This is a genomic window from Photobacterium sp. TLY01, from assembly GCF_021432065.1.
Taxonomy (GTDB): Bacteria; Pseudomonadota; Gammaproteobacteria; order Enterobacterales; family Vibrionaceae; genus Photobacterium; species Photobacterium halotolerans_A.
Genome location: NZ_CP090364.1, coordinates 733,219 through 758,256 on the forward strand (window position 1 = coordinate 733,219; position 25,038 = coordinate 758,256).

21 protein-coding genes and 2 tRNA genes are annotated in these 25,038 nt (G+C 51.7%); 13 read left to right on the top strand and 10 right to left on the bottom strand.

Features of this window, described 5'->3' with window-relative positions:
• Nucleotides 1–102: 102 nt before the first annotated feature.
• The gene (locus tag LN341_RS03695) at nt 103–1,986 is read right to left on the bottom strand and encodes a methyl-accepting chemotaxis protein (protein ID WP_234204051.1); all 1,884 of its coding nucleotides are present in this window, start codon (nt 1,984–1,986) and stop codon (nt 103–105) included.
• Between the two features lie 514 nt (nt 1,987–2,500).
• On the opposite strand from LN341_RS03695, the gene LN341_RS03700 reads away from it, so the two are divergent.
• The 8 genes from LN341_RS03700 (at nt 2,501) to LN341_RS03735 (ending at nt 11,009) form a co-directional block, all read left to right on the top strand.
• Nucleotides 2,501–3,211, top strand: a complete 711-nt coding sequence (locus tag LN341_RS03700) for a hypothetical protein (protein WP_234204052.1) — start codon at nt 2,501–2,503, stop codon at nt 3,209–3,211.
• Between the two features lie 107 nt (nt 3,212–3,318).
• Complete coding sequence (locus tag LN341_RS03705) at nt 3,319–4,518, top strand: HAD hydrolase family protein (RefSeq protein WP_234204053.1); 1,200 nt, start codon at nt 3,319–3,321, stop codon at nt 4,516–4,518.
• Nucleotides 4,511–5,467: a DUF6024 family protein gene (locus LN341_RS03710; RefSeq protein WP_234204054.1), complete on the top strand. Its 957-nt coding sequence runs from the start codon at nt 4,511–4,513 to the stop codon at nt 5,465–5,467. The genes LN341_RS03705 and LN341_RS03710 overlap by 8 nt, the downstream gene beginning before the upstream one ends.
• The gene (locus tag LN341_RS03715; RefSeq protein ID WP_162940889.1) at nt 5,457–6,320 is read left to right on the top strand and encodes a DMT family transporter; all 864 of its coding nucleotides are present in this window, start codon (nt 5,457–5,459) and stop codon (nt 6,318–6,320) included. Before LN341_RS03710 ends, LN341_RS03715 begins: the two co-directional genes overlap by 11 nt.
• A gap of 142 nt (nt 6,321–6,462) precedes the next feature.
• Nucleotides 6,463–7,827 (top strand): Na+/H+ antiporter NhaC family protein, encoded by a 1,365-nt coding sequence (locus LN341_RS03720; RefSeq protein WP_234204055.1) that lies wholly within the window; start codon nt 6,463–6,465, stop codon nt 7,825–7,827.
• Between the two features lie 224 nt (nt 7,828–8,051).
• Nucleotides 8,052–9,719 carry a bifunctional UDP-sugar hydrolase/5'-nucleotidase UshA gene (gene ushA, locus LN341_RS03725; protein ID WP_234204056.1) on the top strand — a complete coding sequence of 556 codons (1,668 nt, stop codon included), beginning with the start codon at nt 8,052–8,054 and terminating at the stop codon, nt 9,717–9,719.
• A 143-nt stretch (nt 9,720–9,862) separates the two neighbouring features.
• Complete coding sequence (ybaK, locus tag LN341_RS03730) at nt 9,863–10,336, top strand: Cys-tRNA(Pro) deacylase (protein ID WP_046221529.1); 474 nt, start codon at nt 9,863–9,865, stop codon at nt 10,334–10,336.
• A gap of 58 nt (nt 10,337–10,394) precedes the next feature.
• Complete coding sequence (locus LN341_RS03735; protein WP_046221528.1) at nt 10,395–11,009, top strand: LysE family translocator; 615 nt, start codon at nt 10,395–10,397, stop codon at nt 11,007–11,009.
• A gap of 24 nt (nt 11,010–11,033) precedes the next feature.
• Here LN341_RS03735 and smrA read toward each other — a convergent pair whose 3' ends face one another.
• Both smrA and LN341_RS03745 read right to left on the bottom strand, forming a co-directional pair.
• A complete protein-coding gene (gene smrA, locus LN341_RS03740) occupies nt 11,034–11,615 on the bottom strand; it encodes a DNA endonuclease SmrA (protein WP_234204057.1) in 582 nt (193 codons plus the stop codon).
• 118 nt (nt 11,616–11,733) lie between these two features.
• Nucleotides 11,734–11,874 carry a DUF3149 domain-containing protein gene (locus LN341_RS03745; RefSeq protein ID WP_234204058.1) on the bottom strand — a complete coding sequence of 47 codons (141 nt, stop codon included), beginning with the start codon at nt 11,872–11,874 and terminating at the stop codon, nt 11,734–11,736.
• A 450-nt stretch (nt 11,875–12,324) separates the two neighbouring features.
• Here LN341_RS03745 and LN341_RS03750 point away from each other — a divergent pair.
• Nucleotides 12,325–12,401: transfer RNA gene (locus LN341_RS03750), tRNA-Pro, on the top strand.
• Between the two features lie 490 nt (nt 12,402–12,891).
• Nucleotides 12,892–12,968: transfer RNA gene (locus LN341_RS03755), tRNA-Pro, on the top strand.
• 428 nt (nt 12,969–13,396) lie between these two features.
• On the opposite strand, the gene LN341_RS03760 is transcribed toward LN341_RS03755, so the two are convergent.
• Together LN341_RS03760 and LN341_RS03765 are read right to left on the bottom strand one after the other, a co-directional pair.
• Nucleotides 13,397–14,296: a TraB/GumN family protein gene (locus tag LN341_RS03760; protein WP_234204059.1), complete on the bottom strand. Its 900-nt coding sequence runs from the start codon at nt 14,294–14,296 to the stop codon at nt 13,397–13,399.
• Nucleotides 14,297–14,464: 168 nt separating this feature from the next.
• Nucleotides 14,465–17,182, bottom strand: coding sequence for a copper-translocating P-type ATPase (locus LN341_RS03765; RefSeq protein ID WP_304622701.1), 2,718 nt, complete (start codon nt 17,180–17,182; stop codon nt 14,465–14,467).
• A 177-nt stretch (nt 17,183–17,359) separates the two neighbouring features.
• Here LN341_RS03765 and cueR point away from each other — a divergent pair, with 177 nt between their 5' ends.
• Entirely contained in the window at nt 17,360–17,764 is a 405-nt protein-coding gene (gene cueR, locus LN341_RS03770; protein WP_234204060.1) for a Cu(I)-responsive transcriptional regulator, read from the top strand.
• 38 nt (nt 17,765–17,802) lie between these two features.
• Here cueR and LN341_RS03775 read toward each other — a convergent pair whose 3' ends face one another.
• The 3 genes from LN341_RS03775 to tesA form a co-directional block, all read right to left on the bottom strand.
• Complete coding sequence (locus tag LN341_RS03775; protein ID WP_046221524.1) at nt 17,803–18,657, bottom strand: co-chaperone YbbN; 855 nt, start codon at nt 18,655–18,657, stop codon at nt 17,803–17,805.
• Nucleotides 18,658–19,060: 403 nt separating this feature from the next.
• Nucleotides 19,061–19,888: an SDR family oxidoreductase gene (locus LN341_RS03780; protein ID WP_234204061.1), complete on the bottom strand. Its 828-nt coding sequence runs from the start codon at nt 19,886–19,888 to the stop codon at nt 19,061–19,063.
• Between the two features lie 45 nt (nt 19,889–19,933).
• A complete protein-coding gene (tesA, locus tag LN341_RS03785) occupies nt 19,934–20,533 on the bottom strand; it encodes a multifunctional acyl-CoA thioesterase I/protease I/lysophospholipase L1 (RefSeq protein WP_234204062.1) in 600 nt (199 codons plus the stop codon).
• Between tesA and LN341_RS03790 the strand changes: the two genes are divergently transcribed.
• Both LN341_RS03790 and LN341_RS03795 read left to right on the top strand, forming a co-directional pair.
• A complete protein-coding gene (locus LN341_RS03790; protein ID WP_046221521.1) occupies nt 20,532–21,206 on the top strand; it encodes an ABC transporter ATP-binding protein in 675 nt (224 codons plus the stop codon). The two genes, tesA and LN341_RS03790, sit on opposite strands and share 2 nt — an antisense overlap.
• Entirely contained in the window at nt 21,203–23,680 is a 2,478-nt protein-coding gene (locus LN341_RS03795) for an ABC transporter permease (protein WP_234204063.1), read from the top strand. Before LN341_RS03790 ends, LN341_RS03795 begins: the two co-directional genes overlap by 4 nt.
• 15 nt (nt 23,681–23,695) lie before the next feature.
• On the opposite strand, the gene LN341_RS03800 is transcribed toward LN341_RS03795, so the two are convergent.
• Together LN341_RS03800 and LN341_RS03805 are read right to left on the bottom strand one after the other, a co-directional pair.
• Nucleotides 23,696–24,619 (bottom strand): TIGR01777 family oxidoreductase, encoded by a 924-nt coding sequence (locus LN341_RS03800; RefSeq protein WP_234204064.1) that lies wholly within the window; start codon nt 24,617–24,619, stop codon nt 23,696–23,698.
• 119 nt (nt 24,620–24,738) lie between these two features.
• Nucleotides 24,739–25,038 (bottom strand): SelT/SelW/SelH family protein, encoded by a 300-nt coding sequence (locus tag LN341_RS03805; RefSeq protein WP_234204065.1) that lies wholly within the window; start codon nt 25,036–25,038, stop codon nt 24,739–24,741.

The window sequence follows — 25,038 nt, forward strand, 5'->3', positions numbered from 1 at the left end:
TCTGGGCTGAACCTGATACGGGGATGGCCGGAGAATCTCTGAGACAAACAAAAGGGGGGTGTCATGACTGACACCCCCCTTTTTCTATCCGCTGAATGCTGATTACAGCTTAAAGCGGCTGATTTCCTGTTGCAGTTCGTGAGACAGCTCTGACAGCTGCGATGCCTGCTGCGCCGCTTCGCTTGCTTCCTGAGCCAGCTCGTTCGACACATCTCTGATCCCTTCGGTGTTACGGGTGATCTCAGAGGTTACAGATGACTGCTCTTCAGCGGCGGACGCAATCTGAGTGGCCATATCGCTGATATTGGTAATGGCCGAGATGATTTGCGCCAGGCTGGCAGAGGCGGCATTGGCATCATCGACACTGGTTTCAGCCAGACGGCGACTGTCGCCCATAATGCCGACCGCACGACCTGTGGTCTGCTGCAGCGTTTCAATCATCTGCTGAATTTCCTGCGTCGAAGCATGGGTGCGTTGGCTCAAGACCCGCACTTCATCAGCCACGACCGCAAAGCCACGGCCTTGCTCACCCGCACGGGCAGCTTCAATGGCAGCATTGAGCGCCAGCAGGTTGGTTTGTTCAGCAATATTCTGAATGGTCGACAGAATGGTGGTAATGCTCTGCGCGTGGGTGTTGAGCTCACCAATGACGTCTGTCGCGGTTTCTACTTCACCAGCCAGATTGGTAATCGAATGCTGGCTCTGATCAACCTGCTCGGCACCGTGTTCTGCCGCCTGAACCGTTTCGGTTGAGGTGCGGGCCGTGTTATCAGCATTCCCGGCAATTTCCTGCGTGGCAGCTGCCATTTCGTTGATGGCGGTGGCCACCATGTTGATTTCATCCTGCTGGTGGCGTATGCGTGTGCTGCGCTCTTCTGCTTGGGAGGCTGTCTGATGCGCCTGCAAGGTCAGCGAGTGAGAGACATCACGCAGACGCGTGACCATGCCATGCATGTTCCCGACAAAACGGTTGAAGTTATGCGCCAGCTGGCCAACTTCGTCGTCGCTGCGTGGCTCAAGGCGCTGAGTCAGATCGCCTTCACCTGTGGCAATCTCGGCCAGTGCGTCAGAGACACGGCTGAGGTCACGGAACAGGAATCCAACCAGCCATGCGACAGCGGCCAGCACAATCAGCGTAATAATGACGGAAGTGATAATCAGGCGGCTCAGCAACTGGCTCTGGCTGGCTTCTTCGGTGGCCTTGTCCATTTCCAGGCCTAGAATCCACGGCGTGCCTGGCACTTGTGCAAAGTACAGTAGTTTATCCACACCCTGAATCGTCTGGTTCAACACGGTTCTGTTACTGACCGAACGCTGAATCTGGCTGATGCTTAACGCTTCACTGTAACCATTAATGGGTTTGAGCAGCAAAGACTGATTAGGGTGCGCCAGGAAAGTATTATCCTGCGAGTTGATGAGCATGGCGTAAGCATTCTTACCGGCATCCAGGCTGATCACATCGGAAATCAGCTGATCAATCAGTACATCAGAACCAATAACGGCCTCCAACTGGCCATTCTTTTTGACCGGTTCAGCCAGAGTGACCAGCAACGCGTTGGTAATGGCGTCCTGATAGGCGGTGGTAATGATAGGCTTGTTCGCCGATTTGGCATCAATATACCAGGGGCGTTGACGGGGATCGTAACCTGCACGGTTTCGCTCAGGGTAGGAGCGGAACATTTCACCGGCAGCAGTGCCAAAATACATTTCATCAAAACCACCGGCGATGCGCGCCTGCTGCAGGTATGGCACAGGGTCTGAGGTTTCCAGGTAAGGTTTAATCGCACTGGTGATACTGCGGCGGATCTCAATCCAGTCACTGATCCCTTTGGTCGCGGTTTTGCTTAAGCTGTCGGCACGGCTAAAAATGCTGTTTTGCGTTTGTTGATAAAGTTGGTTTGCGGCCAGCCATGTCAGCGCGGTTGCCATAACCACGACGGCAGATAAGCTGGCTCCTATGAGTTTTTGCTTTAGGGTCAGTTTCATGATGAGTCTCAATGGATGGAACAGAAGCTGATATCAATATTATTTACTTTTCATTGCACAAAAATTGTGACAAATGAAGAAAAACAATACGGAGAATTCTATATAGCTATACGACGGTTGTATATGGAAATTTAACTTTTTAAGGTGACTGATTATTGACGGTTTTTTGGTTAAAAATTTGTCACTTAAGATCACTTGTAGTGAGTACCAGGACATAAAAAGCAAGAAAAAGGACAATATCTTGTTCGGTTGGGTCTCACAGTAGTAACAGCCAATGTGCCAGAGAGAAAACGTAAAAATAAAACAATATATTATTATCTGTTTTATAGTGATAGAAATAATATTAATTTCATCAGTCTTTAAATGATTGATTTCTATACTCATACCTATTGTTAATGTCTAAAGTGTTTTTAACTCAGGCATTAACTTCATAATTATCAGTAATGCACCTTGTTGACTATTGTTATAGTTGAATATAGCATCCGCCTGTTTGGTCATCATCAAGGATGTAACAATGAGTATAAAGACAAATCATGGATGTGATAAAAAACCGCAACTGGTTATGTTTACCGGGGGCAGAGACAGTACCCTTGCCGCCAGCTATTTAATGCTAAATGGTATTCCGGTTCATTTGTTTACCGCTAATAGTGGTTGCGGGTTACACAGAAAGCTATTGCCTTTACGTGTAGAGGAGTTGAAAGACAGATTTGGCGATTTAGTGCTAACGCATGAAGTGGTAGATATCAGTGGTAGTTTCAGAAGTATTGCAATAGAGAATATTGAAAGCGATTTTGCCAAGTATAAAAAGAACCTGATATTGCTGGGTGAAAAAATGGCGATTCATGCCCACGTGATCGATTATTGCACTCGAAATGGTATCGATATTATTAATGACGGTATCGTTGAATACCAAAAAGAATTTCCAGAGCAGCGTTTAGTCGCAAAAGAATATTTTGTCGATTATATGAAACGGTTCGGTATTACCTATAACAGCCCTGTTTATCACATGGCCCAGTCACAAGATGAAGTAAAGTATCGCCTGCTGCAGTTAGGACTATCGACAAAATCACTGGAAGGTGTGTCGATTTTTGGCGATTCAGCCACCATCGCTTCTGATGAAACCATTTTGGAATATCTGGCGGACAAGGAAAGTCTTTGCGATGACATTATTCATTTTCTGTCAGGTAAACTGAAAAATTATCAAGCATTGAGAAAAGCATCCTGAACGCATTGATACGTTTGTATCTGATATGTTTGACGATGCATTAATGATGTAAGAGTGCTGTTGATACGGCACTCTTATTGTCTTTCGAGAGAAAAGTGACTCTGGAAATGAAAACGATAAAAAAATATGCTGCTGTTATATGCCGAGCCGGGAAAATTTTGCTGGTCAGGAAAAAAGGGACAGATATGTTTATCTCTCCGGGCGGTAAACCCGAAGACGGTGAAACGAAAAAAGCGTGCCTTGAACGGGAGTTAAACGAAGAGCTCGGCGTAGAGCTGGTGAGCGCTGAATATTTTGGCACATTTACTCGAAAAAGTGCTTTTGAAGACACTTTGGTAGAGATTGAAGTAGATATTGTAAAGATATTCGGTCAGCCGAAACCATGTTCTGAAATTGCAGAAATAGCCTGGATGGATGGAGAACACCTGGAAAATGGGGTCGCGATAGGCAGTGTTTTTGCTATTGATGTTATTCCTTCTCTGATCAGAAATGGGTTAGTCAGGAAGTCTGGGAAGAAAATCAATAACGATCTTCCTAATATGCTGGTGTTTGATATTGATGGTACTATTGCTGACGGCGGAATTGTCAGTGACAAAATGAAAGCAGCCCTCCAGACAATCAAAGATGGGTCATCATCCCGTCTGGCATTTGCGACATCCCGAGCTCCCAGGGGGGCGAGAAAAGCATTAGGCGATCTGTGCCGTGAAGTCCCTGTCATCTGCTGCAATGGTTCAGTCATTCTAGATGAAATGCATCAGCAGACGCTTGTGTCCGGTTTGTCGCAAAAAGACGTGAATACCATAGTTCAGTTTCTCGATGAAATGGAGGTAAGCTATTTTCTCGAGTACGGGGATAAGTTTGCCATGTCTGGCAATGAGTTATTATTTCCGGAAATGCTGGCTTATGAAGATAAAGAGACGTTAGATAAAGCAAGTCCGACCTGGGATCAGGGGGTCATAAAAATATCTTGCCGCTCAGAGCATATTCATCAAAAATTGATGCCATTGTATAAGAGCCTCAGTGAAAGTATCGCATTTAACTTTCATGGTGATGATACAGCTGAGCTGAATTGCGATTTCACAGACAAATATAAAGCGCTGAATCTCATCAGCGGAATTAGCCATTATAACCTTATCTGCTTTGGCAATGATGACAATGATTTTACGTTGTTATCGAATGCTTCTGAAGGTTATGTCATCGGTAATGAGTTGCCCGGATTAGAAAGTAGCATGAATGTATCACGCTTGGTCCGAAATGATGATGATATCATTGATAAAATACGACTGTATTTAGCGGGCAATGAATAAAGTGACCAAGCCAAGAATGTTAGTTGATTCTTCATCGATACACCCGGATCTCGTCAAGGCTCTTGGCCCGGGAATGGAAGGGAAAGCATACTATAAGTCCTATTACCGACTGAAATTGGATGTTCAGGAAAAACTGAGAAACATGTACTGCCCTGAACATGATTTATTTATGTTCACTAATACCACGGACTGTCTGGTCAACTTTTTATTTGCCTGCCAGTTAAATAAGGTTAGCGTCAATATTGATTTTGCTGATGAACAGCATTACCCGCAATACCAGTCTTTATTTCAATTATTCTCTAAAGGGAATATAAGTGGTGGCCAACCTGAGATACAACTGGTGACACACCTGTCTCCGGTTACAGGTAATCTTATTGATTTAGGTCAGTTGCATGGCCATTCAATACTGGCAGTGGACGGTGCGCAGTCATTTGCGACCGTGCACCATCACGATCTGATCGCACACTCGGATGTTTTCTTTGCGCCTCTTCATAAGCATGCCGGGCTGCATATCGGTATTGCTTTGCTGGCTGTCAAGAAATCACATCCGCTAAATCAACTGCTCAGTAAGACCTTAGACACAGCCAGTAACGGTGCCCGTTCATTACGGGACTTGATGGCGCTGGATAAACGGCTGTCCTCCGCTCATCCGCAATGTTTCAATAATGCTTTTATCCACATCTCACCCGCCACTGAGGCGCTGCTAAATCGTAATGGTGTAACAGTGATTTCTGCCGGGAAAAGCCACATGGTGGTACTTGAGTGTCAGTCGCCGGTGTTCAGACAAAAGCTGGCGCCATTGTTTTCATGTAAGCCAATTAAAAATACACATAGGCTGCGTATTTCAGTCTGTCATATGACGGATAACATGCGCGGCAATGTCGATTTTTCTGAGGCGTTTTATCAGTCGCTCCGGTTAATATTTGATGAGGATAACCATGCTAAATAAAGGGCGCCATTTAGGGGTTCTGCTTGCCGCTTTCAGCTTCCTGATGTTCAGTGTTATGGATGCATTGGGTAAACAGCTCTCTTCAGATTACAGTTTTGCCCAAATTACCTTTTTCAGCTCTGTATTCAGTCTGATCCCCATTATATTCATGTTAAATGGCAACAGTCTTTCATCAGTACTGGTAACCACGCAGTACAGATACCATCTCGCTCGTGGGATCATTATTCTCGCCATGCGGTTTTCAGCGTTATTTGCCTTTAGCCAAATGGATTTTGCTGACACTTTTTCAATCATTTTAACCGGTCCGTTACTGCTTTGCCTGCTATCACCGGTTTTTCTTGCTGAACGCATTTCTGTCTATCAGCTGCTGTGCGTGTGCCTCGGGTTTGCAGGAACGATAGTCGTGCTCCGCCCGGGAATGGTGACGTTTAATCTTGGTGTACTTGGTGCCTTAGCGGCTGCCCTTTGCTTTGCTCTGAATACTATCGTGATGAGAAAGATGGGGCCAAAAGAAAGCCCGGCTGCTGTCCTGTTTTATGGCATGTTGTTTAATATTCTGGCCTCCGGGTTGCTGCTGACCAACAGTTTTACTGTACCTACGTGGAGCGATCTGGGATTGTTCATTCTTTGTGGCCTCAGTGCCGGGCTTGCGCAGTTGTGCATTTTCCTTGCATTGAAAAGGGTATCGGCTTCAGTCACAGGTATGATGCAGTATACCTGTATCGTATGGGCTGGCGTGATTGGTTATATCGTATGGGATGATATCCCTGATAATTTTGTTATTTTGGGGTCATTGCTGATTGTTATCAGTGGCTTAATGAATATTCGGCATGCGACGAGACAGGTGGCTTAACTGGCGAAGCACTAGTAGGTGGTGTCAGGATAAGTCTCTGGAGTATTAATTGCATATGGATGTTTAGACGTCTGGATGTTGACACGTTTGGATGTAAGTTTTAGGCTATGCGACCAATTCGAAACAATGCCCTGTAGAGATAATGTTGCACGCCAATCCACACACACGTTCAGACTCGCCGTCTCCTTCCGCGCTGGCACTGCTGCCTTTGGCGGTTTTCCTGTCGCTCTTTATCGGTGTGGGCAGCTATCTGACCTGGCAGGGGGTTGATTTCGCCTTCTACCAGTTACCGGCACCGGTTGCGGCTCTGCCTGCCATCCTGGTGGCTATTGTGCTGAGCAAAGATGCGCTCAACAAAACCATTGAAGATTTCATGCGGGGCGTGGGCCACAGCGACATCATCGCCATGTGTATGATTTATCTGCTGGCCGGTGCGTTTGCAGCCGTCGCGAAAGCCACGGGAGGAGTGGATGCAACCGTCAATCTCGGTCTGTCTTTATTACCCCCCAGCCTGATCTTGCCGGGTATTTTTGTCATCGCTGCCTTTATTGCTACGGCAATGGGAACTTCAATGGGCACAATTGCTGCGGTAGCGCCGGTGGCATTGGGCATTGCTGATACAGCCGATCTGGATATTGCTTTGACTGCCGGTGTCGTGTTGAGTGGTGCCATGTTTGGCGATAATTTGTCGATTATCTCTGATACCACGATCGCCGCGACCCGCTCTCAGGGCTGTGCAATGCGCGATAAGTTCCGCGAGAACATCGCCATCGCGTTGCCAGCTGCACTGGCGGCCATCTTGCTGTTTCTTTTCCACTCCACACCCTCTGAAGCACCGACGGTCACCAGCATCGAATGGTTGAAGGTTTTACCCTATATCACGATTCTGGTCCTCGCTGTGTCTGGTGTGAATGTTTTTGTTGTACTGAGCTTGGGCATTATTCTGGCTGGTGGTGTGGGTTTAATGTCAGTGTCTGACTACAGTCTGGCGAGCTGGAGCAAAGATATTTATGCCGGATTTGGCAACATGCAGGAAATCTTCCTGTTATCTCTGTTGATCGGCGGTATGAGTGAGCTGATGCGTCGTCAGGGAGGCCTGGCATTTCTGACGCTGTTAGTCAGTAAACTGATCAGCGGTTTCGGTAAAAAAACAGACGGTGATCAATCGCAAAAAGCGAGCGAAATGGGTATTGCAGGGCTGGTCAGCCTGACCAATGTCTGCACCGCCAATAACACAGTGGCCATTATCGTCGCAGGGGGCGTAGCCCGTGAACTGGCAGAGCAAAATGCCGTGACGCCACGCCGCTCGGCCAGCTTGCTGGATATATTCTCATGCGTGATTCAGGGCGTGCTACCGTACGGTGCGCAGGCGCTGTTGCTGGGTTCGGTATTCGGGCTGTCGCCACTCGCGGTTGTCAGCCATTCTTATTATTGTTTCTTTCTGGCGGCCAGTGCACTGATTGCGATATTTATAAAGCACCAGCAAATCAGAACTGCAGCGGCCTGAAGCGGCGTACCCGTTTGTCGAAAAACACCCCTTTAACGGGGTGTTTTCTTTCTAACTTCTTCAAAAATAAAAATGATATCGATTGCATAGTGATCCAATTAACACTATGGTGAAATCGCCTGCCACCTCGCATTTGATTACTTTACACTGAGCGCTGTTTTTGGCCACAGCCACCGCCAAGGAAAGGAGGTGAGCCATGAGAGTTGACTGTGTAAGGTGATGAAATGAAAAATAAAATGTTTACCCGCACTGCCTTGTCTGCGGGATTGCTGATGGTATTGGCCGGCTGTGCTAGCCAGGAACAAGCCGACACCTGGCAACCAGACCAAACCTATAAGCTGACAATTCTTCATACCAATGACCATCATGGACGTTTCTGGCATAACCGCGACGGTGAGTACGGTATGGCGGCCCGCAAGAGCTTGCTGGATGACCTGAGGAGAGAAGTGGCAGAAGAAGGCGGTACCAGCCTGCTGTTGTCTGGCGGCGATATCAACACAGGTGTGCCTGAATCGGATCTGCAGGATGCAGAGCCCGATTTCAAAGGCATGAACATGCTTGGCTACGACGCCATGGCACTGGGTAACCATGAATTTGATAATCCGCTCGATGTGCTGCGCAAGCAGGAAGGATGGGCTAACTTCCCGATGCTGTCAGCCAATATTTATGACAAGGCAACAGGTAAGCGCTTGTTCCAGCCATACCAGATTTTCGAGCGACAGGGGATCAAAATTGCCGTTATCGGCCTGACCACTGAAGATACCGCCAAAATCGGTAACCCAGAGTACATAGGTGGGATTGAATTTCGTGATCCGAAAGCGGAAGCCAAAGCTATCATCGCTGAGCTGAAAGAGACGGAAAAACCTGATCTGATTATTGCCGCGACCCACATGGGTCATTATGCCGACGGTAAGCATGGTGTGAATGCGCCGGGAGACGTTGCGCTGGCGCGATATCTTGAACCGGGCGATCTGGATATGATTGTCGGTGGCCATTCTCAGGAACCCGTCTGTATGGAAGGGCCGAATATAGCCAATCCGTCATTTAACCCCGGCGAGGATTGCAAACCGGATCAGCAAAACGGTACCTGGATTGTACAGGCGCACGAGTGGGGCAAGTATGTGGGCCGCGCTGATTTCGAGTTCAGAAACGGTGAGCTGAATATGGTCAGCTACGATCTGATCCCGGTTAATCTGAAGAAAAAAATTAAGCTGGCTGACGGCCAGTCCCAGAAAGTCTTTATTGAGCAGGAGATTCCTCAGGATCCCACGGTGAAAGCCTTCCTGACACCCTATCAGGAGCGCGGTCAGGCGAAGCTGAATATTAAGATTGCCCAGTCGAATGGCAAACTGGAAGGCGACCGTAATGTTGTGCGTTTCCAGCAAACCAATCTGGGACGTTTGATTGCCGCCTCTCACATGCAGCGCGCCAAAGCTGATTTTGCGGTGATGAACTCAGGTGGTGTCCGGGACTCGATTCCTGCCGGTGACATTACTTATAAAGATGTGCTGAAAGTACAGCCATTTGGCAACATGGTGACCTATACCGATATGACCGGGGCCGAAGTGCTGGACTATCTGGGCTCTGTGGCGACCAAGCCTGTCGATTCAGGGGCATATGCGCAGTTCTATGGTGTTACCATGGATATCCTGGACGGCAAAATCAGCAACGTGAAAATAGGCGGCAAAGCGCTGGTGCCAAGCAAAACTTATCGCTTTACAGTGCCCAGTTTTAATGCAGCCGGTGGCGACGGTTACCCTAAGCTGGTTGATCATTCCGGCTACGTGAATACCGGATTTGTTGATGCGGAAGTACTGAAAGATTACCTGGAAGCCAACAGCCCGATTAATGTTCATGCGTTCGAGCCTAACGGCGAGATTATGTACCGTTAATTGCTACTGAAGCTCTGTAATGCAGATTCAAGCTCACTTGTTCAGGCAGGTGAGCTTTTTTATTGCTCTCAGGGCTGATACTGGCTTGGCGGGAAGATACCTGTTAGCTATAGTGGGTAACGATAATTATGCCGGAGGACAGGATGACACCCGCTATAAATCTCGCAAAAAAGCACAAAATTGCTCACAAAGTCCATCAGTATCTGCATGATCCGAACAATACCAATTTTGGCATGGAAGCGGCGGAGGTGTTGGGGCAGGATCCGGCCCGGGTATTCAAAACCCTGCTGTTTTCCTGTAATGGCGATCCCAGGCAGTTGGCGGTGGCCATAGTACCTGTGGCTGGCATGCTGGATCTGAAATCGGCGGCAAAAGCGGCAGGGGCCAAAAAAGCGGAAATGGCCGATCCGGCCATCGCTGAAAAAACGACGGGTTATATTGTTGGCGGAATCAGTCCTTTAGGTCAGAAAAAACGCTTGCCTACTTTTCTGGATGATTCTGCCAGGGACTATGACACGATTTGTGTCAGTGCGGGTCGCCGGGGACTGGAAATTGAATTGGCGCCCAAGGATCTGTTGCAACTGACCTGTGGTCAATTGGCGGCGTTAGCCCGTTAATTATTCTAACAATTTATTCCATTTACGACAGGCTGAGTATCGGCCGCAGGAGACAAGGATGACGCTCAGTATCTGGCTTTCATTACTGATGATTTGTATGTTAGGGGCAATGTCACCCGGGCCGAGTTTAGCTGTTGTGGCGAAACACAGTCTGGCGGGCGGGCGCTTACATGGGATTGTAACCTCCTGGGCTCATGCATTTGGCGTTGGCGTCTATGCGTTCCTGACGCTGCTCGGGCTGGCGGTTGTCCTCAAACAGTCGCCCACACTCTTTCAGATCATCACCTATTCAGGCGCGGCTTATCTGGCGTATCTGGGGATCAATGCCCTGCGCTCGAAAGGGGGCGTTGCGGCAAAACTGGCGGCAGGCGAACCTGCGAGTATGGCCGCTGCAGCCCGGGATGGCCTGATGATCTCTATGCTGAACCCTAAATTGGCGCTGTTTTTTCTTGCACTGTTCAGTCAGTTTGTGGCTGTCGGGAGCGGTATCAGCGAGAGAGCGATTATTGTTGCCACCCCCTTATTGGTAGATGGCCTCTGGTACACGCTGATAGCGTTGGTTTTGTCCCGGCCAGCGGTGTTAGAAACACTGAAAACGCGCGCCCAGCTGATCGATCGTTTGTCCGGCGTGGTGCTGATTATGCTGGCACTCAGGGTGGTGTGGCAGGGATAAGTACACTCCCACCAGTTAATAGCTTCAGCTCTGACGTTTCTGATGTCGCTCTCGGTTTTCTAGCTTACGTTCAGGGCTTTTCTTCAGCAAGACGTAGAGGGCACCATTTCCGCCATGCTGTCGTAACGCAGAATGATAGCCCATCACATCACTGATTTGGGTCAGCCAGGTTGCGACATAGCTCTTCATCAATGCCGGAGGCGTTGAACGCTCCCCTTTACCGTGCACAATCAGCACGGTGCGTATGTCCATGCGCTGACACTGCTTAAGGAATCCGAGCACCTCGTCTCTGGCTTCTTTCAGTGTCTTGCGGTGCAAATCGAGCCTGGCCTGAATATCGTACTTGCCCAGTCTTAACTTGCGGATCACCCCGTCCTGAACCCCATCACGTTTGTAATCCAGCATGTCATCCGGTTTGACCATAGTGGCATAATCCAGCGATAAATATTCCGGATCGCTGCCAGCCAGGCTTTGCGCTGCGGCTTGCCGGGCGAGTTGAGCGTCAGTAATTTGATGTTTCTTTTCCGGGGTTACTTTATCCTGCTCCAGCGGGGCCACATCGGCCATCATTTCCCGGAACAGGTCCAGTTCATCTTTATCGGACATGGTGTGTTGTTCTACTGCGGACGGTAGGGAAGATTATACGTGGCTTGGCAAGAAAAAAAAGAATCCCGGGCCTGTCAGCGTCCTCAGGATTCAAAGAAGATTGGAGATAACGGAACGGTTAATCTTGTGGTTTTGCATTCATTGCTTTATAGACAAAATAACCACCATAGAAGAGCATGAGCCCCAATGCACCTAAAATCACTATCATTGATGATAGGCCAACCGGATTACCAAAGAGTAAATCTAGCCAAAATTCCATGTGATGCCCTCTGCCTGGGAAACTGAATTCAAGCTTAATGGACCTTGGTGAACGGGCTGATGATCTGGATCAATCCATCATCGAATCATCACTTTTGTGTATGTTTTTGTGGATTCTGGCAAATTTTTTGATGAACTGGTGCATTCCTAAGCAAGTAGCAGCGAGGAAAGGAAAATTTCTGCCCACCCCCTTGCGTTCAGTAAATTAGCCAGTATTATAGGCCACCTCGAATCGCTTCAGCGTTTCGTTTTTGTCGGTGAATAGCGCAGTTTGGTAGCGCATCTCCGGCTTTTGAGAATAGCGGACCAGAGGGACCCTCTGGCGCAAAACTCAAAGTAGCAACAAAACTTGTCGGTGAATAGCGCAGTTTGGTAGCGCATCTCCGGTTTTTGAGAATAGCGGACCAGAGGAACCCTCTGGAGCAAAACTCAAAGTAGCAACAAAACTTGTCGGTGAATAGCGCAGTTTGGTAGCGCATCTGGTTTGGGACCAGAGGGTCGGGGGTTCGAATCCCTCTTCACCGACCACTATTTCTAAAGTCTGATACGTCGGGCTTTGTAGCTGGTAAGATGGCGACACGGGTCGGGTGCGGAAGCCCGCCGCGTTGAATCCCTCTTCACCGACCACTATTTCTAAAGTCTGATACGTCGGGCTTTGTGGCTGGTAAGACGGCGACACGGGTCGGGTGCGGAAGCCCGCCGCGTTGAATCCCTCTTCACCGAGCACTATTTCAAAACGCGGTTTGAGTAACTCAGGTAACTAGAGTTATACTTTCAAAAGAATCAAATCTCGTTTTTAAGACTGTCCTCAGTCTGAAAAAATTTCGGTGAATAGCGCAGTTTGGTCGCGCATCTCCGGCTTTTGAGAATAGCGGACCAGAGGGACCCTCTGGCGCAAGCCTCAAAGCAAAAACAGAATTATCGGTGAATAGCGCAGTTTGGTAGCGCATCTCCGGCTTTGAGAACAGCGGACCAGAGGGCCCCTCTGGAGCAAGCCTCAAAGCAAAAACAGAATTATCGGTGAATAGCGCAGTTTGGTAGCGCATCTGGTTTGGGACCAGAGGGTCGGGGGTTCGAATCCCTCTTCACCGACCACATTACAGAAGCCCGCTCATCGAGCGGGTTTTTTTATGTCTATTAGCTTTTAATCGCTAGAGAGCGACAGTTTTGGTCCCGTCGGGTCGGGTGCGGAAGCCCGCCGCGTTGAATCCCTCTTCACCGACCACATTACAGAAGCCCGCTCATCGAGCGGGTTTTTTTATGTCTATTAGCTTTTAATCGCTAGAGAGCGACAGTTTTGGTCCCGTCGGGTCGGGTGCGGAAGCCCGCCGCGTTGAATCCCTCTTCACCGACCATATTATAGAAGCCCGCTCGATGAGCGGGCTTTTTTATGTGCAGAATTTGGCTTTTGTGCCCAGTAACCCCCACCTAGCCTCCCCCTTGAAAAGGGGGAGGGATCGTACAGTTCTTGCTGAAACCAAGAATATTCCCTTCCATTGGCAAGGGGAGTTAGACCAGGCGGTTCAGGGCAGGTTGTCAGAGGGGGTTTTGGCTATACCGGATTGGCAGGTAGCAGGTTGCGCGTTGTTGATTTGCTGAACGTTGAATCCGTGTTTGTGCAGCAATGCCGGTAGCCCTTCTTCGCCCATCATGTGGTAAGCGCCGACGACCACCAGGAAAGTCCCTTTCTGGTACTGAGGAGAGGTGGTGAGCTGTTTCGCCCAGTTGTAATTGCGCTGGATCAGCAAGTGCTGTTCGGTTTCATCTGACAAGGCGACTTGCTGGCTGAGTTCTGTCAGGACGGCGCTATTACCCTGTTGCCAGGCGCTGAGCAGGCAGGCCATTTCTTGTTCCAGCAGTGGCCATTCGTTGAGCGTGGTTTGCAGCAGGTTTAATCCGTGATCAGGCAGTGAAGACAGCAAACGAAACTGGGCTTCGATTCCCTCCAGTTCGAAAATGGGGACAGTTTCTTTTTGTGCCCGGTTAAACACCACCTGATCAATGCCTTTGTCCGGGGTGAGGCCAAACTTTAGCGATTGCGCCATTTGCAGATGCATGGCAGTGAGCCAGGGCGGGCTTTCGAGCAGGCTGAAAGCAGACAGTTTGAGTTGAGCGGCAAGATCTCTGAGGGTTCGGATATCGGAAGGCGGTAGCAGTTTACGGCTAACGTGCGCCTCGTCGATTGGTGGCATACTGAATTGCTTCTGGATATTGGCTTCTAAAATCAGGCCATTTGCTTGAGGCCAGTAACGGTTAAAGGCATCAGGCAGGGGGTAGAGTGCATCGCTGCCGACATGGATCGACCCCATCAGCACAAACTGCCGCTGGTTGTCTTTGGCCAGCCAGACCTGAGGTTCGGCAGAGGCACCTGAACTGAAGATTGTCAGCAGGATACCGGCTTTGGTGAGCAGAGATTTAAGCATGCTGTTTCCATTGGCGCTAGGATGCATACAGCCTATGGAATCTGGTGCGGACTGGCAAGAAAAAGCGGCTGACACAGGCAGCCGCTCAAACGTGATTATTTGTTGGGATGGAGCCAGAACCACCAGATAATAAAGCCAATGGCCAGCGCAGCAAGTAAAGCCATCATCTCAGGCCTCCTTTTTTAATGGTGTGTTGCCCTGACTGCCAGGGCGGAAAAGTCTCAGTCTGTTGGCATTACTGACCACAGTGATGGACGAGAGCGCCATTGCCGCTCCGGCAATTACAGGGCTGAGCAGACTGCCTGTGAAGGGGAACAGAATCCCGGCGGCCAGCGGAATCCCCAAGGTGTTATACACAAAGGCGCCAAACAGGTTTTGCTTCATGTTACGCAAGGTTGCTGATGAGAGCTCAAGTGCATCGGCGACGCCGTGCAGAGAGTGGCGCACCAGAGTGAGTTGCGCACTTTCAATGGCGACATCGCTGCCGCTGCCCATGGCAATACCAATTTCAGCTTTAGCCAGTGCAGGGGCATCATTAATGCCGTCCCCGACCATGGCCACATGTTTTCCGGATTGTTGCAGTTTTGCCACCTGTTCGGATTTTCCGTCGGGCAGTACACCGGCAATCACGCGGTCAATACCCGCCTGGCGGGCGATCGCTTTGGCTGTCCGTTCGGTGTCACCGGTCAGCATGATCACCTCGATCCCTTTCGCCTGAAGCCGCTCGACCGCCGCTTTAGAGTCTGATCGCAGCGGATCACTGATGCCCAGCAGTGCGGCCAGTTCGCCGTCTACGGCAATGAAAATAGCCGTTGCACCGGCATCGGCCAGCGAGTGGGCATCATCTTGATGGGCAGAAATGGCGATATTTTCTTTTTCCATCAGTGCACGGTTGCCCAGCAGCACCCGCTGCCCGTTCACCTCACCGCCGACGCCATAGCCGGCCTGAGCGTTAAAGTCTCGGGCAGATTGCAGCGTTAATCCTTTCTCTTCTGCTGCTGAAACGATCGCTTTTGCCAGCGGGTGCTCAGCACCCCGTTCGAGGCTTGCCGCCAGAGTCAGCACAGCCTGCTCAGTGTGATCCCCATAATAATGGCTGTGAGTGAGCACAGGTTTACCTTCGGTCAGCGTACCGGTTTTATCCAGCACCACTGTATCTATGTTGGCAGCCAGTTGCATGGCATCGGCATGACGGATCAGGATCCCGTATTCTGCAGCACGACCAAGACCGACGGTCACCGACATCGGGGTTGCCAGTCCTAAGGCGCAGGGACAGGCAATAATCAGCACAGTGGTCGCTGTGATCAGCATGTAAATCGAGACGGGATCCGGGCCAAAGTAATACCAGAGTGTGGCGGTCACAATGGCGATGATCATCACGGCCGGCACGAATATGGCTGAAATGGTATCGGCCATTTTCGCCAGCTCCGGCTTGCTGCTCTGTGCCTGACGAACCAGACCGATGATCCGGGCCAGCAGGGTTTGATTGCCTACCTGCTCAGCCTTAAAGAGCAGGCCGCCGCTTTGGTTGATGGTACCGGCATGGAGTTTGTCTCCCGGCTTCTTATGAGCCGGGACGGGTTCACCGGTCAGCATGGATTCGTCAAGATAGCTCTCGCCTTGCTCTATCAGTCCATCAACAGGCACTTTAGCGCCCGGACGTAAACGCAGCAGCATGCCCGGCTGAATCTCTGCCAGCGGGACTTCACGCTCGCCTTGCTTATCCACCAGAATGGCGGTCTGCGGCTGCAGGTCGATCAGTTTTTCCAGCGCCCGTGAAGTGCGTCCGCGTGCTTTGGCTTCCAGGGCATGACCCAGGGTGATCAGCCCCAGAATCATGGCTGATGCTTCAAAATAGACATGTCTGGCCTGGGCCGGGAACCAGTCGGGTTTGAGCACCACAAACATGGAGTAAAACCAGGCCGCCCCTGTCCCCAGCGCCACCAGGGTATCCATACTGGCTCTGTGATGAAGGAAAGCTTTCCAGGCATCGCGGAAAAAGTGGCCGCCACAGTAAATGAGCAGCGCCAGCGTCAGCACTCCGATAATGCCCCAGGCCCATTGGCTGGTGGCCGACTCGATCATCATGCTGCCACCGAAAACGCCCCAGGCCATGAGGGGCACACCCAGGGCTAATGCCAGCCCGGCATTGAGCAGATGCTGTTTGTAGGTTGCTGTGTTCTGGGCTTGCTGGCGTTCGCGTCTTGTCGCTTCGTCTTCACTGAGCTCAGCGCCGTAACCGGCATCAGACACAGCTTGGATCACCGACTCTGGATCGATATTGCCTTGAACCAGCGCGGTTCGCTCGGCCAGATTGACACTGACAGCCGTAACCGCATCCACACCCTGAATGGCTTTTTCAACCGAGGACACACAGCTTGCGCAGGTCATGCCGGAAAGCAAAAAGTAGTGGCTGTTATCGGAAGATGGCGCGGTTTCAGCAGCGGCTGATGGTGACGGCTCGGGTTGCTCCGTTTTCGCTTGTTCAGGTGCAGTTGCATCGTGCAAGACAGCTTTTGTCGCATTCGTTTCAACCGCACCAGCTTCAGCCGGTACCTGATAGCCTGCAGATTCAATCAGGGCTATCAGCGCGGATTCGGTCAGTGAGCCCTGCACCTTGGCCCGGGTTTTGCTGACTTCAAACTGAATGATTTCCGGCTCGTTTGCGAATGCGGCCTCCAGTTTGCTGACGCACTTGCCACATGACAGACCCGACAGAGGCAAATCATGCTGATAGCCAGCTTGGTAACCAAGGCTTTCGATGGTGGTGATCACCTCACTCAGATCGATGTGCCCTGTGATATGGGCTTGTTGTGTATCAATATCCAGCGATTCGATGCCATTGAGCTTGCTCAGCGCCTGTTTAATTTTTTCGACGCACTTCATGCAGCGAACCTTGCTGAGCGGCAGCGTCACATCCATGCTTGCCGCAGCATGGCTGTCTGGGGCTGGGGCGTGATTTGAATGATCCATGGGCTTCCTCTACACCACAGTTATGAGATATGCTCACTTTAAAGCTTCCAGTTAATGGAAGGTCAAGCGGTATTTTCAAGTGAGGCAGTGATGAATATCAGTGAAGTGGCAAAACAGACGGGACTGACCAACAAAACCATACGCTTTTATGAAAGTAAGGGCATGATCAGCGAGCCGCAACGGGGCGAGAATGGCTATCGCCGTTACAGCCAGAAACAAGTGAACGAGCTGTTGATGATTAAACGATCGCGTCTGGTCGGATTCAGCCTGGATGAAAGTCGGGAGTTGCTGGACTTGTCACGGGATCCGGACAGAAAAAGTGCTGACGTAAAAGAAAAAGCCGAGCAAAAACTGGCTGAGATTGACCATCAGATCGAGGAATTACTGGCAATGAAACAAAGCCTGCAGAGCCTGATCAGCCAGTGTCCGGGGAATAATCAGCCGGGTTGCCCGATTATTGATGCCCTGACGAAAGGGGAAACCGTGGAAACATAACCGCAGGCAAAGTGTGATTGCCTGCGGCGTTGTTGAGATCAGTACAGCAGAGAATAAAGCTGACGACGATACTGGCTGGCAAGGGCATTTCCCTGACCGAGCGAGGCCAGGATATCCATCATGGTTTTCTTGGCGTTACCGTCGGCAAAGTTGAGATCTTTACGCAGCAGATTCAGCAGGATATCCAGCGATTCCTGGTGACGATTGACCTGACTGTACTGCACCGCAAGATCGTAAGCGAGCTGTCCGTTGCCCGGATCGGCGGCCAGTTTTTCTTCTAACTGACGGATCTCCGGAGAATCGCTGGCCTGGCGGTGGAGCTCCAGCTTAGCAACCAGCCCCTTGTAATAACCGTCCTGATCCTGCATCGGAATTTGTCCCAGCAGCGTTTCCGCTTCGTCAAACTGTGCGGTTTCCAGCAGGCATTCGGCGGTGGCAAGTAACACCTGGCTGTTGCCCGGCAGGCTGGCTGCCAGTTCACGCAGAATGGGCAGTGCTTCGTTGAAGGCTTGCTGGCTGACTAACTGAATGGCCTGTTCCAGCTGCATTTCTTCCTGACTGGGTAAATGTTTACTCAGCATCTGACGCAGGCTGTCTTCGGTTTGCGGACCTGCCGCGCCATCCACCGGCTGACCATTGCTGAAAAGGGCAACGGTCGGCAGACTGCGCACACCAAACTGGGCCGCGACCATCTGTTGTGTTTCACAATTGAGTGTTGCCACCACAAACTGGCCGGCGTACTGGGCCGCCAGACGTTCAAGCAGGGTGTTAACTTCTGCTGTTTCTGGCATGGAAGGAGCCCAGAAGCTGATCACGACCAGCTGTTGCATTGACTGCTCTATCACCTGATGCAGATTGGTTTCATTCAGTTCAATTGCTAATTTGTCATTCATACCGGGCGTTTCCGTGATCGTTTAAGAGTGATGTTCAAGATGTTGGGCTGATTGGCTGGAAAATCAAGGGAAAAGACAGAAAAACGCGGCTGGTAACCGGTCTCAGAGAAAAAAACGGAGAGCAGGGCTCTCCGTTACAGATGGAAGGTCAGAAGCAGAGCAATCGCGACACAAAGACAGAGCGCGTTTATCTGGCGTAATGTCATGCCGAACTCTCCGAAAAATGTAGCACGTTTGTTTAGGGGGATCGCTGGTTTACCCTTTCAGCAGGTAAGGACCAACTTACCCTGAAGCCTAGAAGGTTCAGATGACACAATCATGACAGCTGGCTAAAAAAAACGCATTTTTTGCTCAGTTTCTGACGCTCGGATCAAGATCAAATTTTGCGCATTACGAGTGCGCATTAATCGCTTTTTGCCAGCAGATAATCGAGCCAGCGAACGGGCAGCACTCTGCGCAGGAAGCCAAAGATATAGGTCGGCTGGGTAACATAGTAGCGGGCGGATGGCCGATCACTTTTGATGATCTGTATCAGCGGCTTGAGAACGGCTTCCGGCGTCAGTGTGAATTGATTGGACGGGGAGGGCTTGCCCAGCCGGTCTAATGTTTTTTGATAACTGTCTTTGTGGCGTGATGCCGTCATCTCAATATGGGTTTCAAACTGACGCTTGGCATTGGCCCGGAACTGACTTTCAATTGGCCCAGGCTCGATCAGGCTGACGTGAATCGGGGTGTTCGCCAGTTCCAGTCTCAGGGTGTCGGTATAGCCTTCCAACGCAAATTTACTGGCGTTATAGGCGCCGCGGTACTTCATGGCCACCAGACCGAGCACAGAGCTGTTTTGTACGATTTTGCCGCTTCCCTGAGCCAGCATCACAGGTATCAGAGCTTTCGTGAGCGAGTGCCAGCCAAACAGGTTGGTTTCAAATTGTTCGCGAAGGGCATCGGTGGGGAGATCTTCAAGCGCGCCTGGCTGGCCGTAGGCACCGTTGTTAAACAGCACATCGAGCTTACCTTTAGTGATACGCAGCGCTTCTGCCAGCCCTTGTTCAATCGACTGGCTGTCGGCGAGATCGAGTTTCACACAGTGAAGTCCTTCGTCCCGCAGGCGCGTGACATCGTCATCGTGCCGGCAGCTGGCCACCACCAGATAGCCTGCCTGATGAAGGGATTTGGCGCAGTGGTAACCGATACCGCTGCTGCAGCCGGTAATCAGAATGGCTGTACTCATGAATCGTCCTTATATCCGGGCATCATCGCGCCCTGTAAAATCTGGTTACAAAAAAGGTGTGATGGTGTCCGCCATGAATTCAGCGATCCAGGGCTGGGCGTCGGCTTTGGGGTGCAGGCCATCCTCCATCATCCAGCCGTCACGCAAAATGACCTGCTCCAGAAAGAAGGGCAGCAGCGGTAAAGCGTAGTCTTTACTGAGTCTGGGGTAGATCGCTTCAAACTGACTGGTGTAGCGTTTGCCGTAGTTGGGCGGGATGCGGATTTGCATCAACATTGGCTCACCGCCGCTATCCTTAATAAGGTCAATGATGGCCTTGAGATTATTTTCTATAGTTGCCGGTGGAAAACCGCGCAGACCATCATTCGCACCCAGTTCAATTATGACGTAATCTGGAGCATGCTGTTTCAATAGCTTAGGCAAACGGGCAAGACCATTTCCTGTGGTGTCGCCAGAGATACTGGCATTAATGACGTCAATTTTCAGCCCGTTGCCGTTCAGCATGGGTTCCATCAGACGGGGCCAGCTTTGTTCGGCACGCATCTGATAACCTGCACTCAGGCTGTCGCCAAGCACCATCAGGGTGGCGGCGACACTGCTGAGTGGGGCCATAACAAGTAATAACAGTGCAAGGATCCGCATCATGTCTACATCCGTGATAAAAGCGCAATCAGTAACGAAACAGGTGACAACGGCCACCACGACGCTCACCATTCTGCAGGATGTTTCGCTCGAGGTCGAGCAGGGCGAAAGCATTGCTTTGGTTGGGGTTTCCGGAGCGGGTAAATCGACCTTGATGACCTTGCTGGCCGGACTGGACGTGCCCAGCAGCGGCGAAATCGAGTTGCTGGGGCAGGTCTTGTCGCACATGGACGATGAGTCCCGTGCCGCGCTGCGCAGCCAGGCCGTCGGATTCGTGTTCCAGAGTTTTTTGCTGATCCCGTCGCTGACGGCGCTGGAAAACGTAACATTGCCGGCCATTATCAAAGGGGAAACCGGCGATAGCGAACGGGCAGCAGAGTTGTTACGTCAGGTCGGACTGCAGGGGCGTGAAGCGCATCTTCCCTCCCAGCTATCGGGCGGTGAGCAGCAGCGTGTGGCACTGGCCAGGGCATTCATGACGGCCCCACAGGTTTTGTTTGCCGATGAGCCGACCGGTAATCTGGATCAGCAAACCGCCGCCACCATCATTGATTTACTGTTTGCGCTTAACCGGGATCACGGCACGACTCTGGTACTGGTCACGCACGATCCGCAACTGGCTGAACGTTGTGATCGGGTGGTGCGTATTCATGGCGGACGGGTGGAGGCGGCATGACAGAGATGAGTGAAAGCCAGAGTCCGGTCAGGCCCAAGCGCCAATCCCTGCTGCTGAAATGGAGTTGGCGTGAACTGTGGCAGGGGCAATTGTGGCCTGTTGCAGTGGCACTGACACTGATCATTGCTTGTGTGTTTGCGCTGGCCTCGCTGGTGGTGCGGGTTGAGAAGATCATGATCAACCAGGGGCGCAGTATGATAGCGGCTGATCTGGTATTGAGATCAGCCAATCCCGTGTCAGATAACCTTGTCCGGGAAGCGAAGCGTCTGGGGCTGACAGTCACAGCGCAAACACGATTCGGCACCATGGCGTTCAGTGATAATGCCATGCAGCTGGTCAGCGTGAAATCTGTCTCCAGCGATTTTCCGTTGCGGGGGGAGCTGGTACTGCAGGGCAGCAACCGGACCCAGCAGCAGGTTAATCCCGGGGAGCTTTGGCTGTCTGAGCGGTTATTCTCTTTGCTGAATGTGAAAAACGGCGATCAGGTGGCCATTGGTAACGCTGAGCTGACCGTCGCCGGCACCATAGTGCAGGAGCCGGAACTGTCGTTTAACCCTTTCAGTCAGATGCCGGCCGTGCTGATGCATGAAGCCGATCTGGCCGCCACCGAGGCCATTCAGCCCGGCAGCCGGGTGCGTTACCGGGCTTATTTTAATGGCACTGAGGCGCAGCTCAAGCAACTGCAGGAGAGCACGGTACTGGCACCGGACCAGCGCTGGATCAGTGAAACCACTCAGGGCCGGACCGGCGAGATGATCGAGCGGGTGCAGCAGTATCTGTCGCTGACCCTGATTCTGGTGATCATGATGGCCACAGCCACTCTGGTGCTGACCTGTATGCACTATACCGCCAGTCGGACGGAAACCGTCGCTATGATGAAAAGTCTCGGCGCCGGAAAAGCTTTCCTGTGGCGATGGCTGGCCAGACAATTGGGACTCTTGTTTGCCATTGCGGCTGCTGCAGGCCTGGTACTGGGGCTGTTTCTGGAGTGGCTACTGCGCCTGCCGCTCACAGATGTGCTGCCTCAGCCGCTGCCTGAGATGGGGGCCATGCCCTGGCTGGTCAGTCTGCTGGTGGCGATCCTAGTGTCGGTACCGGGCATCGGGATCGCACTGTGGCGTTTGCTGGATGCACCGGCTCTGGCGGTGATGCAGCGCCAGAGCGCGGACACCAGCGCTAAGCAACGCTACCTGTTGATTCTGCTGCCTGTGGTTGCCCTGTTGCTCTGGGTGGGTGATAACCCCATGATGTGGCTGACCCTGGCTGGTTTGTTTGTGCTGATGGTGCTGCTGGCAGGACTGGGTTTAATGCTGGTGGCCGGGCTGCGTCGTCGGCAGTGGGGACCGGCGATGACCCTGGCACTGAGCCGTATCGGCCGCAGTCCGCTGGCAAGCGGTGCCCAGTTGGCCGCCCTGACCAGCTCGCTGATGCTGCTGGCGGTGATCTGGCTGCTGCGGACCGATTTGCTGGCGGACTGGCAGCAGACATTGCCGCCGGATGCCCCCAATGTGTTTGCGCTTAACATCAGCCCGGATCAGCACCCGGCCTATCTCAATGTGCTGGATGAGAACGGTTTAATGCGTTCCGACAGTTATCCCATCGTGCGCGGCCGGCTGGTCACCATCAACGGGCAGGATCCGAGGGCAGAAGATGCTGAAAACGGCAGTGAGAATGATGACCGGCAGGAAGGGGATGAATCCCTGCGCCGTGAACTGAATTTTACCTGGCGAGATTCCATGCCAGTCCACAATACCTTAGTCGCTGGCGAATGGCGCAATGCCCCCGGCGGTGTATCTGTGGAAACCGGCGTAGCAGAAAGATTGGGGATCACACTGGGCGATACGCTGGGATTTAACGTGAACAGCCAGGTGTTCAGCGCAACAGTGACCAGCTTGCGAGAAGTGGAATGGCGCAATATGCGGCCCAATTTTTACTTCATCTTCACACCGGATGTCATGGCTGACTTGCCTGCCACCTGGCTGGTCAGTTTCAGGGTAGCCGCAGAGCAGAGTGAACTTGTGAACCAGCTCGGCAGAGAGTATCCGACTGTCACCTTGCTGGATCTGAGAACCATGGCCACCCGTATCCAGGCCATCTTACAGCAGGTGTCATTGTCATTGTCTGTGCTGGCTTTTCTGGGGGTGTGTAGTGGCTTGTTACTGGTGCTGACCTTGTTACGCCTGAGCCTGTCACAACGTCAGCAGGAAATTAAGCTCTACCGGACCTTAGGCGCCAGCCGAAGCCGGATCCGTGCCACCATCTGGAGTGAATATGGCCTGATGGCGGTACTGGCGGGTATCATCGCGGTACTGGGGGCTGAAGCACTGGTGGCTGCTTTGATCAAATGGGGCTTCGAGCTGCCGGTCAGCTGGCACCCCGGGCTGTGGTTGGTACTGCCGCTATTGTCGATAGTGCTGATCCTGCTGATCATCAGTACCATGATGAAACAGCTGCTGCGTCCTTTGGGCCGTTAGTGCTTTTGTACCGGGTTACTCTACACGGGTAACCCGGCTTTCCTGATCGCTCAGGGCACTTTTCAGCGCACCTTCCAGTTCCGGATAGCAGAAATGAAAACCATGGGCTTCCAACTTCGCTGGCAGGGCTCGCTGGCTGTCGAGCAGCATCTGAGCCGATTCCCCCATACCAAGGCGTAACAGCCACTCAGGTGTGCTCATCACATGCGGGCGATGCAGTACTCTGGCCAGTGTCTGGCTGAACTCTTTATTGGTCACGGGATTAGGTGCCGTAAGGTTATAGGGGCCTTGGGCATCCGTCTGTTTGATCAGGAAGAGGATGCCTTTCACCATATCCTGCAGATGAATCCACGGGAAATACTGCTGGCCATTACCAATCGGGCCACCCAGGCCCATTTTATACAGCGGGACCAGTTTGGCCAGCGCCCCGCCGCCTTTGCCCAGTACAATGCCGGTACGCAGCACACAGACGCGGGTTTTGTCTGACTGTGCCGCCAGTGCCCGCTCTTCCCAGGTACGGCACACTGTATGGGCGAAATCGTCGCGCTCAACGTCGAGTGACTCGTCAAAGCCGTCGTGCTGTTGATCGCCGTAGTAGCCCACCGCAGAGCCGCTGAGGAAGGTATGCGGCGGGTGATCACCTGCCTGTATTTTGACCACCAGATCCCGGGTCAGCTGCCAGCGACTGCGGCAGATCTCTTCTTTCTGTTTATCCGTCCAGCGCTTATCCGCAATCGGCTCACCGGCCAGATTGATCACCACATCAAACTCATCCAGATTATCCAGTGCATCCAGGCTGGTGATGACTTTAATATGATGGCCCAGGCGCTGATAAGCGCGGTTGGGGTTACGGCTGAGAACCGTCACCTGATCATGATTCAAATGAGGCAACAGTGCTTTGCCAATAAACCCGGTTCCGCCGGTGATCAGAATTTGCATCTTTCGTCCGCCTGTCTGACTGATAAGTTATCCTTGTTTTGTCTAAATTATAACCAACCGGTGAGCTGTTCACTGTTTTTCCAGTGCTTTCGGTTTTGACGTCAGTCAAAAAACGACGATCAGCGGTCCACATGTCCCAGATCGCGCGCGGGATCCAGAATATCCCTGACTCTTTGTTTCAGTTGTTTGGCATCAGGAAAACCGCCATCGGTTTTGCGTTCCCAGATGCGGACATTGTTGCAGAAGACTTCAAACCGGCCACCTGTGTCCGGATGCAGGCTGACGGCGTCCAGATCTTCGCTGAAGGTATGTAACAGCTCCTGGCACATCCAGCTGGCGCGGAGCATCCAGTTACACTGGCGGCAGTAGTAAATATCAATCACGGCTTTGCCGGCCGTTTGCGGTGCATTGTCAGACAT

Coding starts and splice junctions, on each gene's coding strand:
- LN341_RS03695 (WP_234204051.1), bottom strand. CDS start 1,986: ATGAAACTGACCCTAAAGCAAAAACTCATAGGAGCCAGCTTATCTGCC.
- LN341_RS03700 (WP_234204052.1), top strand. CDS start 2,501: ATGAGTATAAAGACAAATCATGGATGTGATAAAAAACCGCAACTGGTT.
- LN341_RS03705 (WP_234204053.1), top strand. CDS start 3,319: ATGAAAACGATAAAAAAATATGCTGCTGTTATATGCCGAGCCGGGAAA.
- LN341_RS03710 (WP_234204054.1), top strand. CDS start 4,511: ATGAATAAAGTGACCAAGCCAAGAATGTTAGTTGATTCTTCATCGATA.
- LN341_RS03715 (WP_162940889.1), top strand. CDS start 5,457: ATGCTAAATAAAGGGCGCCATTTAGGGGTTCTGCTTGCCGCTTTCAGC.
- LN341_RS03720 (WP_234204055.1), top strand. CDS start 6,463: ATGTTGCACGCCAATCCACACACACGTTCAGACTCGCCGTCTCCTTCC.
- ushA (WP_234204056.1), top strand. CDS start 8,052: ATGAAAAATAAAATGTTTACCCGCACTGCCTTGTCTGCGGGATTGCTG.
- ybaK (WP_046221529.1), top strand. CDS start 9,863: ATGACACCCGCTATAAATCTCGCAAAAAAGCACAAAATTGCTCACAAA.
- LN341_RS03735 (WP_046221528.1), top strand. CDS start 10,395: ATGACGCTCAGTATCTGGCTTTCATTACTGATGATTTGTATGTTAGGG.
- smrA (WP_234204057.1), bottom strand. CDS start 11,615: ATGTCCGATAAAGATGAACTGGACCTGTTCCGGGAAATGATGGCCGAT.
- LN341_RS03745 (WP_234204058.1), bottom strand. CDS start 11,874: ATGGAATTTTGGCTAGATTTACTCTTTGGTAATCCGGTTGGCCTATCA.
- LN341_RS03760 (WP_234204059.1), bottom strand. CDS start 14,296: ATGCTTAAATCTCTGCTCACCAAAGCCGGTATCCTGCTGACAATCTTC.
- LN341_RS03765 (WP_304622701.1), bottom strand. CDS start 17,182: ATGAAGTGCGTCGAAAAAATTAAACAGGCGCTGAGCAAGCTCAATGGC.
- cueR (WP_234204060.1), top strand. CDS start 17,360: ATGAATATCAGTGAAGTGGCAAAACAGACGGGACTGACCAACAAAACC.
- LN341_RS03775 (WP_046221524.1), bottom strand. CDS start 18,657: ATGAATGACAAATTAGCAATTGAACTGAATGAAACCAATCTGCATCAG.
- LN341_RS03780 (WP_234204061.1), bottom strand. CDS start 19,888: ATGAGTACAGCCATTCTGATTACCGGCTGCAGCAGCGGTATCGGTTAC.
- LN341_RS03790 (WP_046221521.1), top strand. CDS start 20,532: ATGTCTACATCCGTGATAAAAGCGCAATCAGTAACGAAACAGGTGACA.
- tesA (WP_234204062.1), bottom strand. CDS start 20,533: ATGATGCGGATCCTTGCACTGTTATTACTTGTTATGGCCCCACTCAGC.
- LN341_RS03795 (WP_234204063.1), top strand. CDS start 21,203: ATGACAGAGATGAGTGAAAGCCAGAGTCCGGTCAGGCCCAAGCGCCAA.
- LN341_RS03800 (WP_234204064.1), bottom strand. CDS start 24,619: ATGCAAATTCTGATCACCGGCGGAACCGGGTTTATTGGCAAAGCACTG.
- LN341_RS03805 (WP_234204065.1), bottom strand. CDS start 25,038: ATGTCTGACAATGCACCGCAAACGGCCGGCAAAGCCGTGATTGATATT.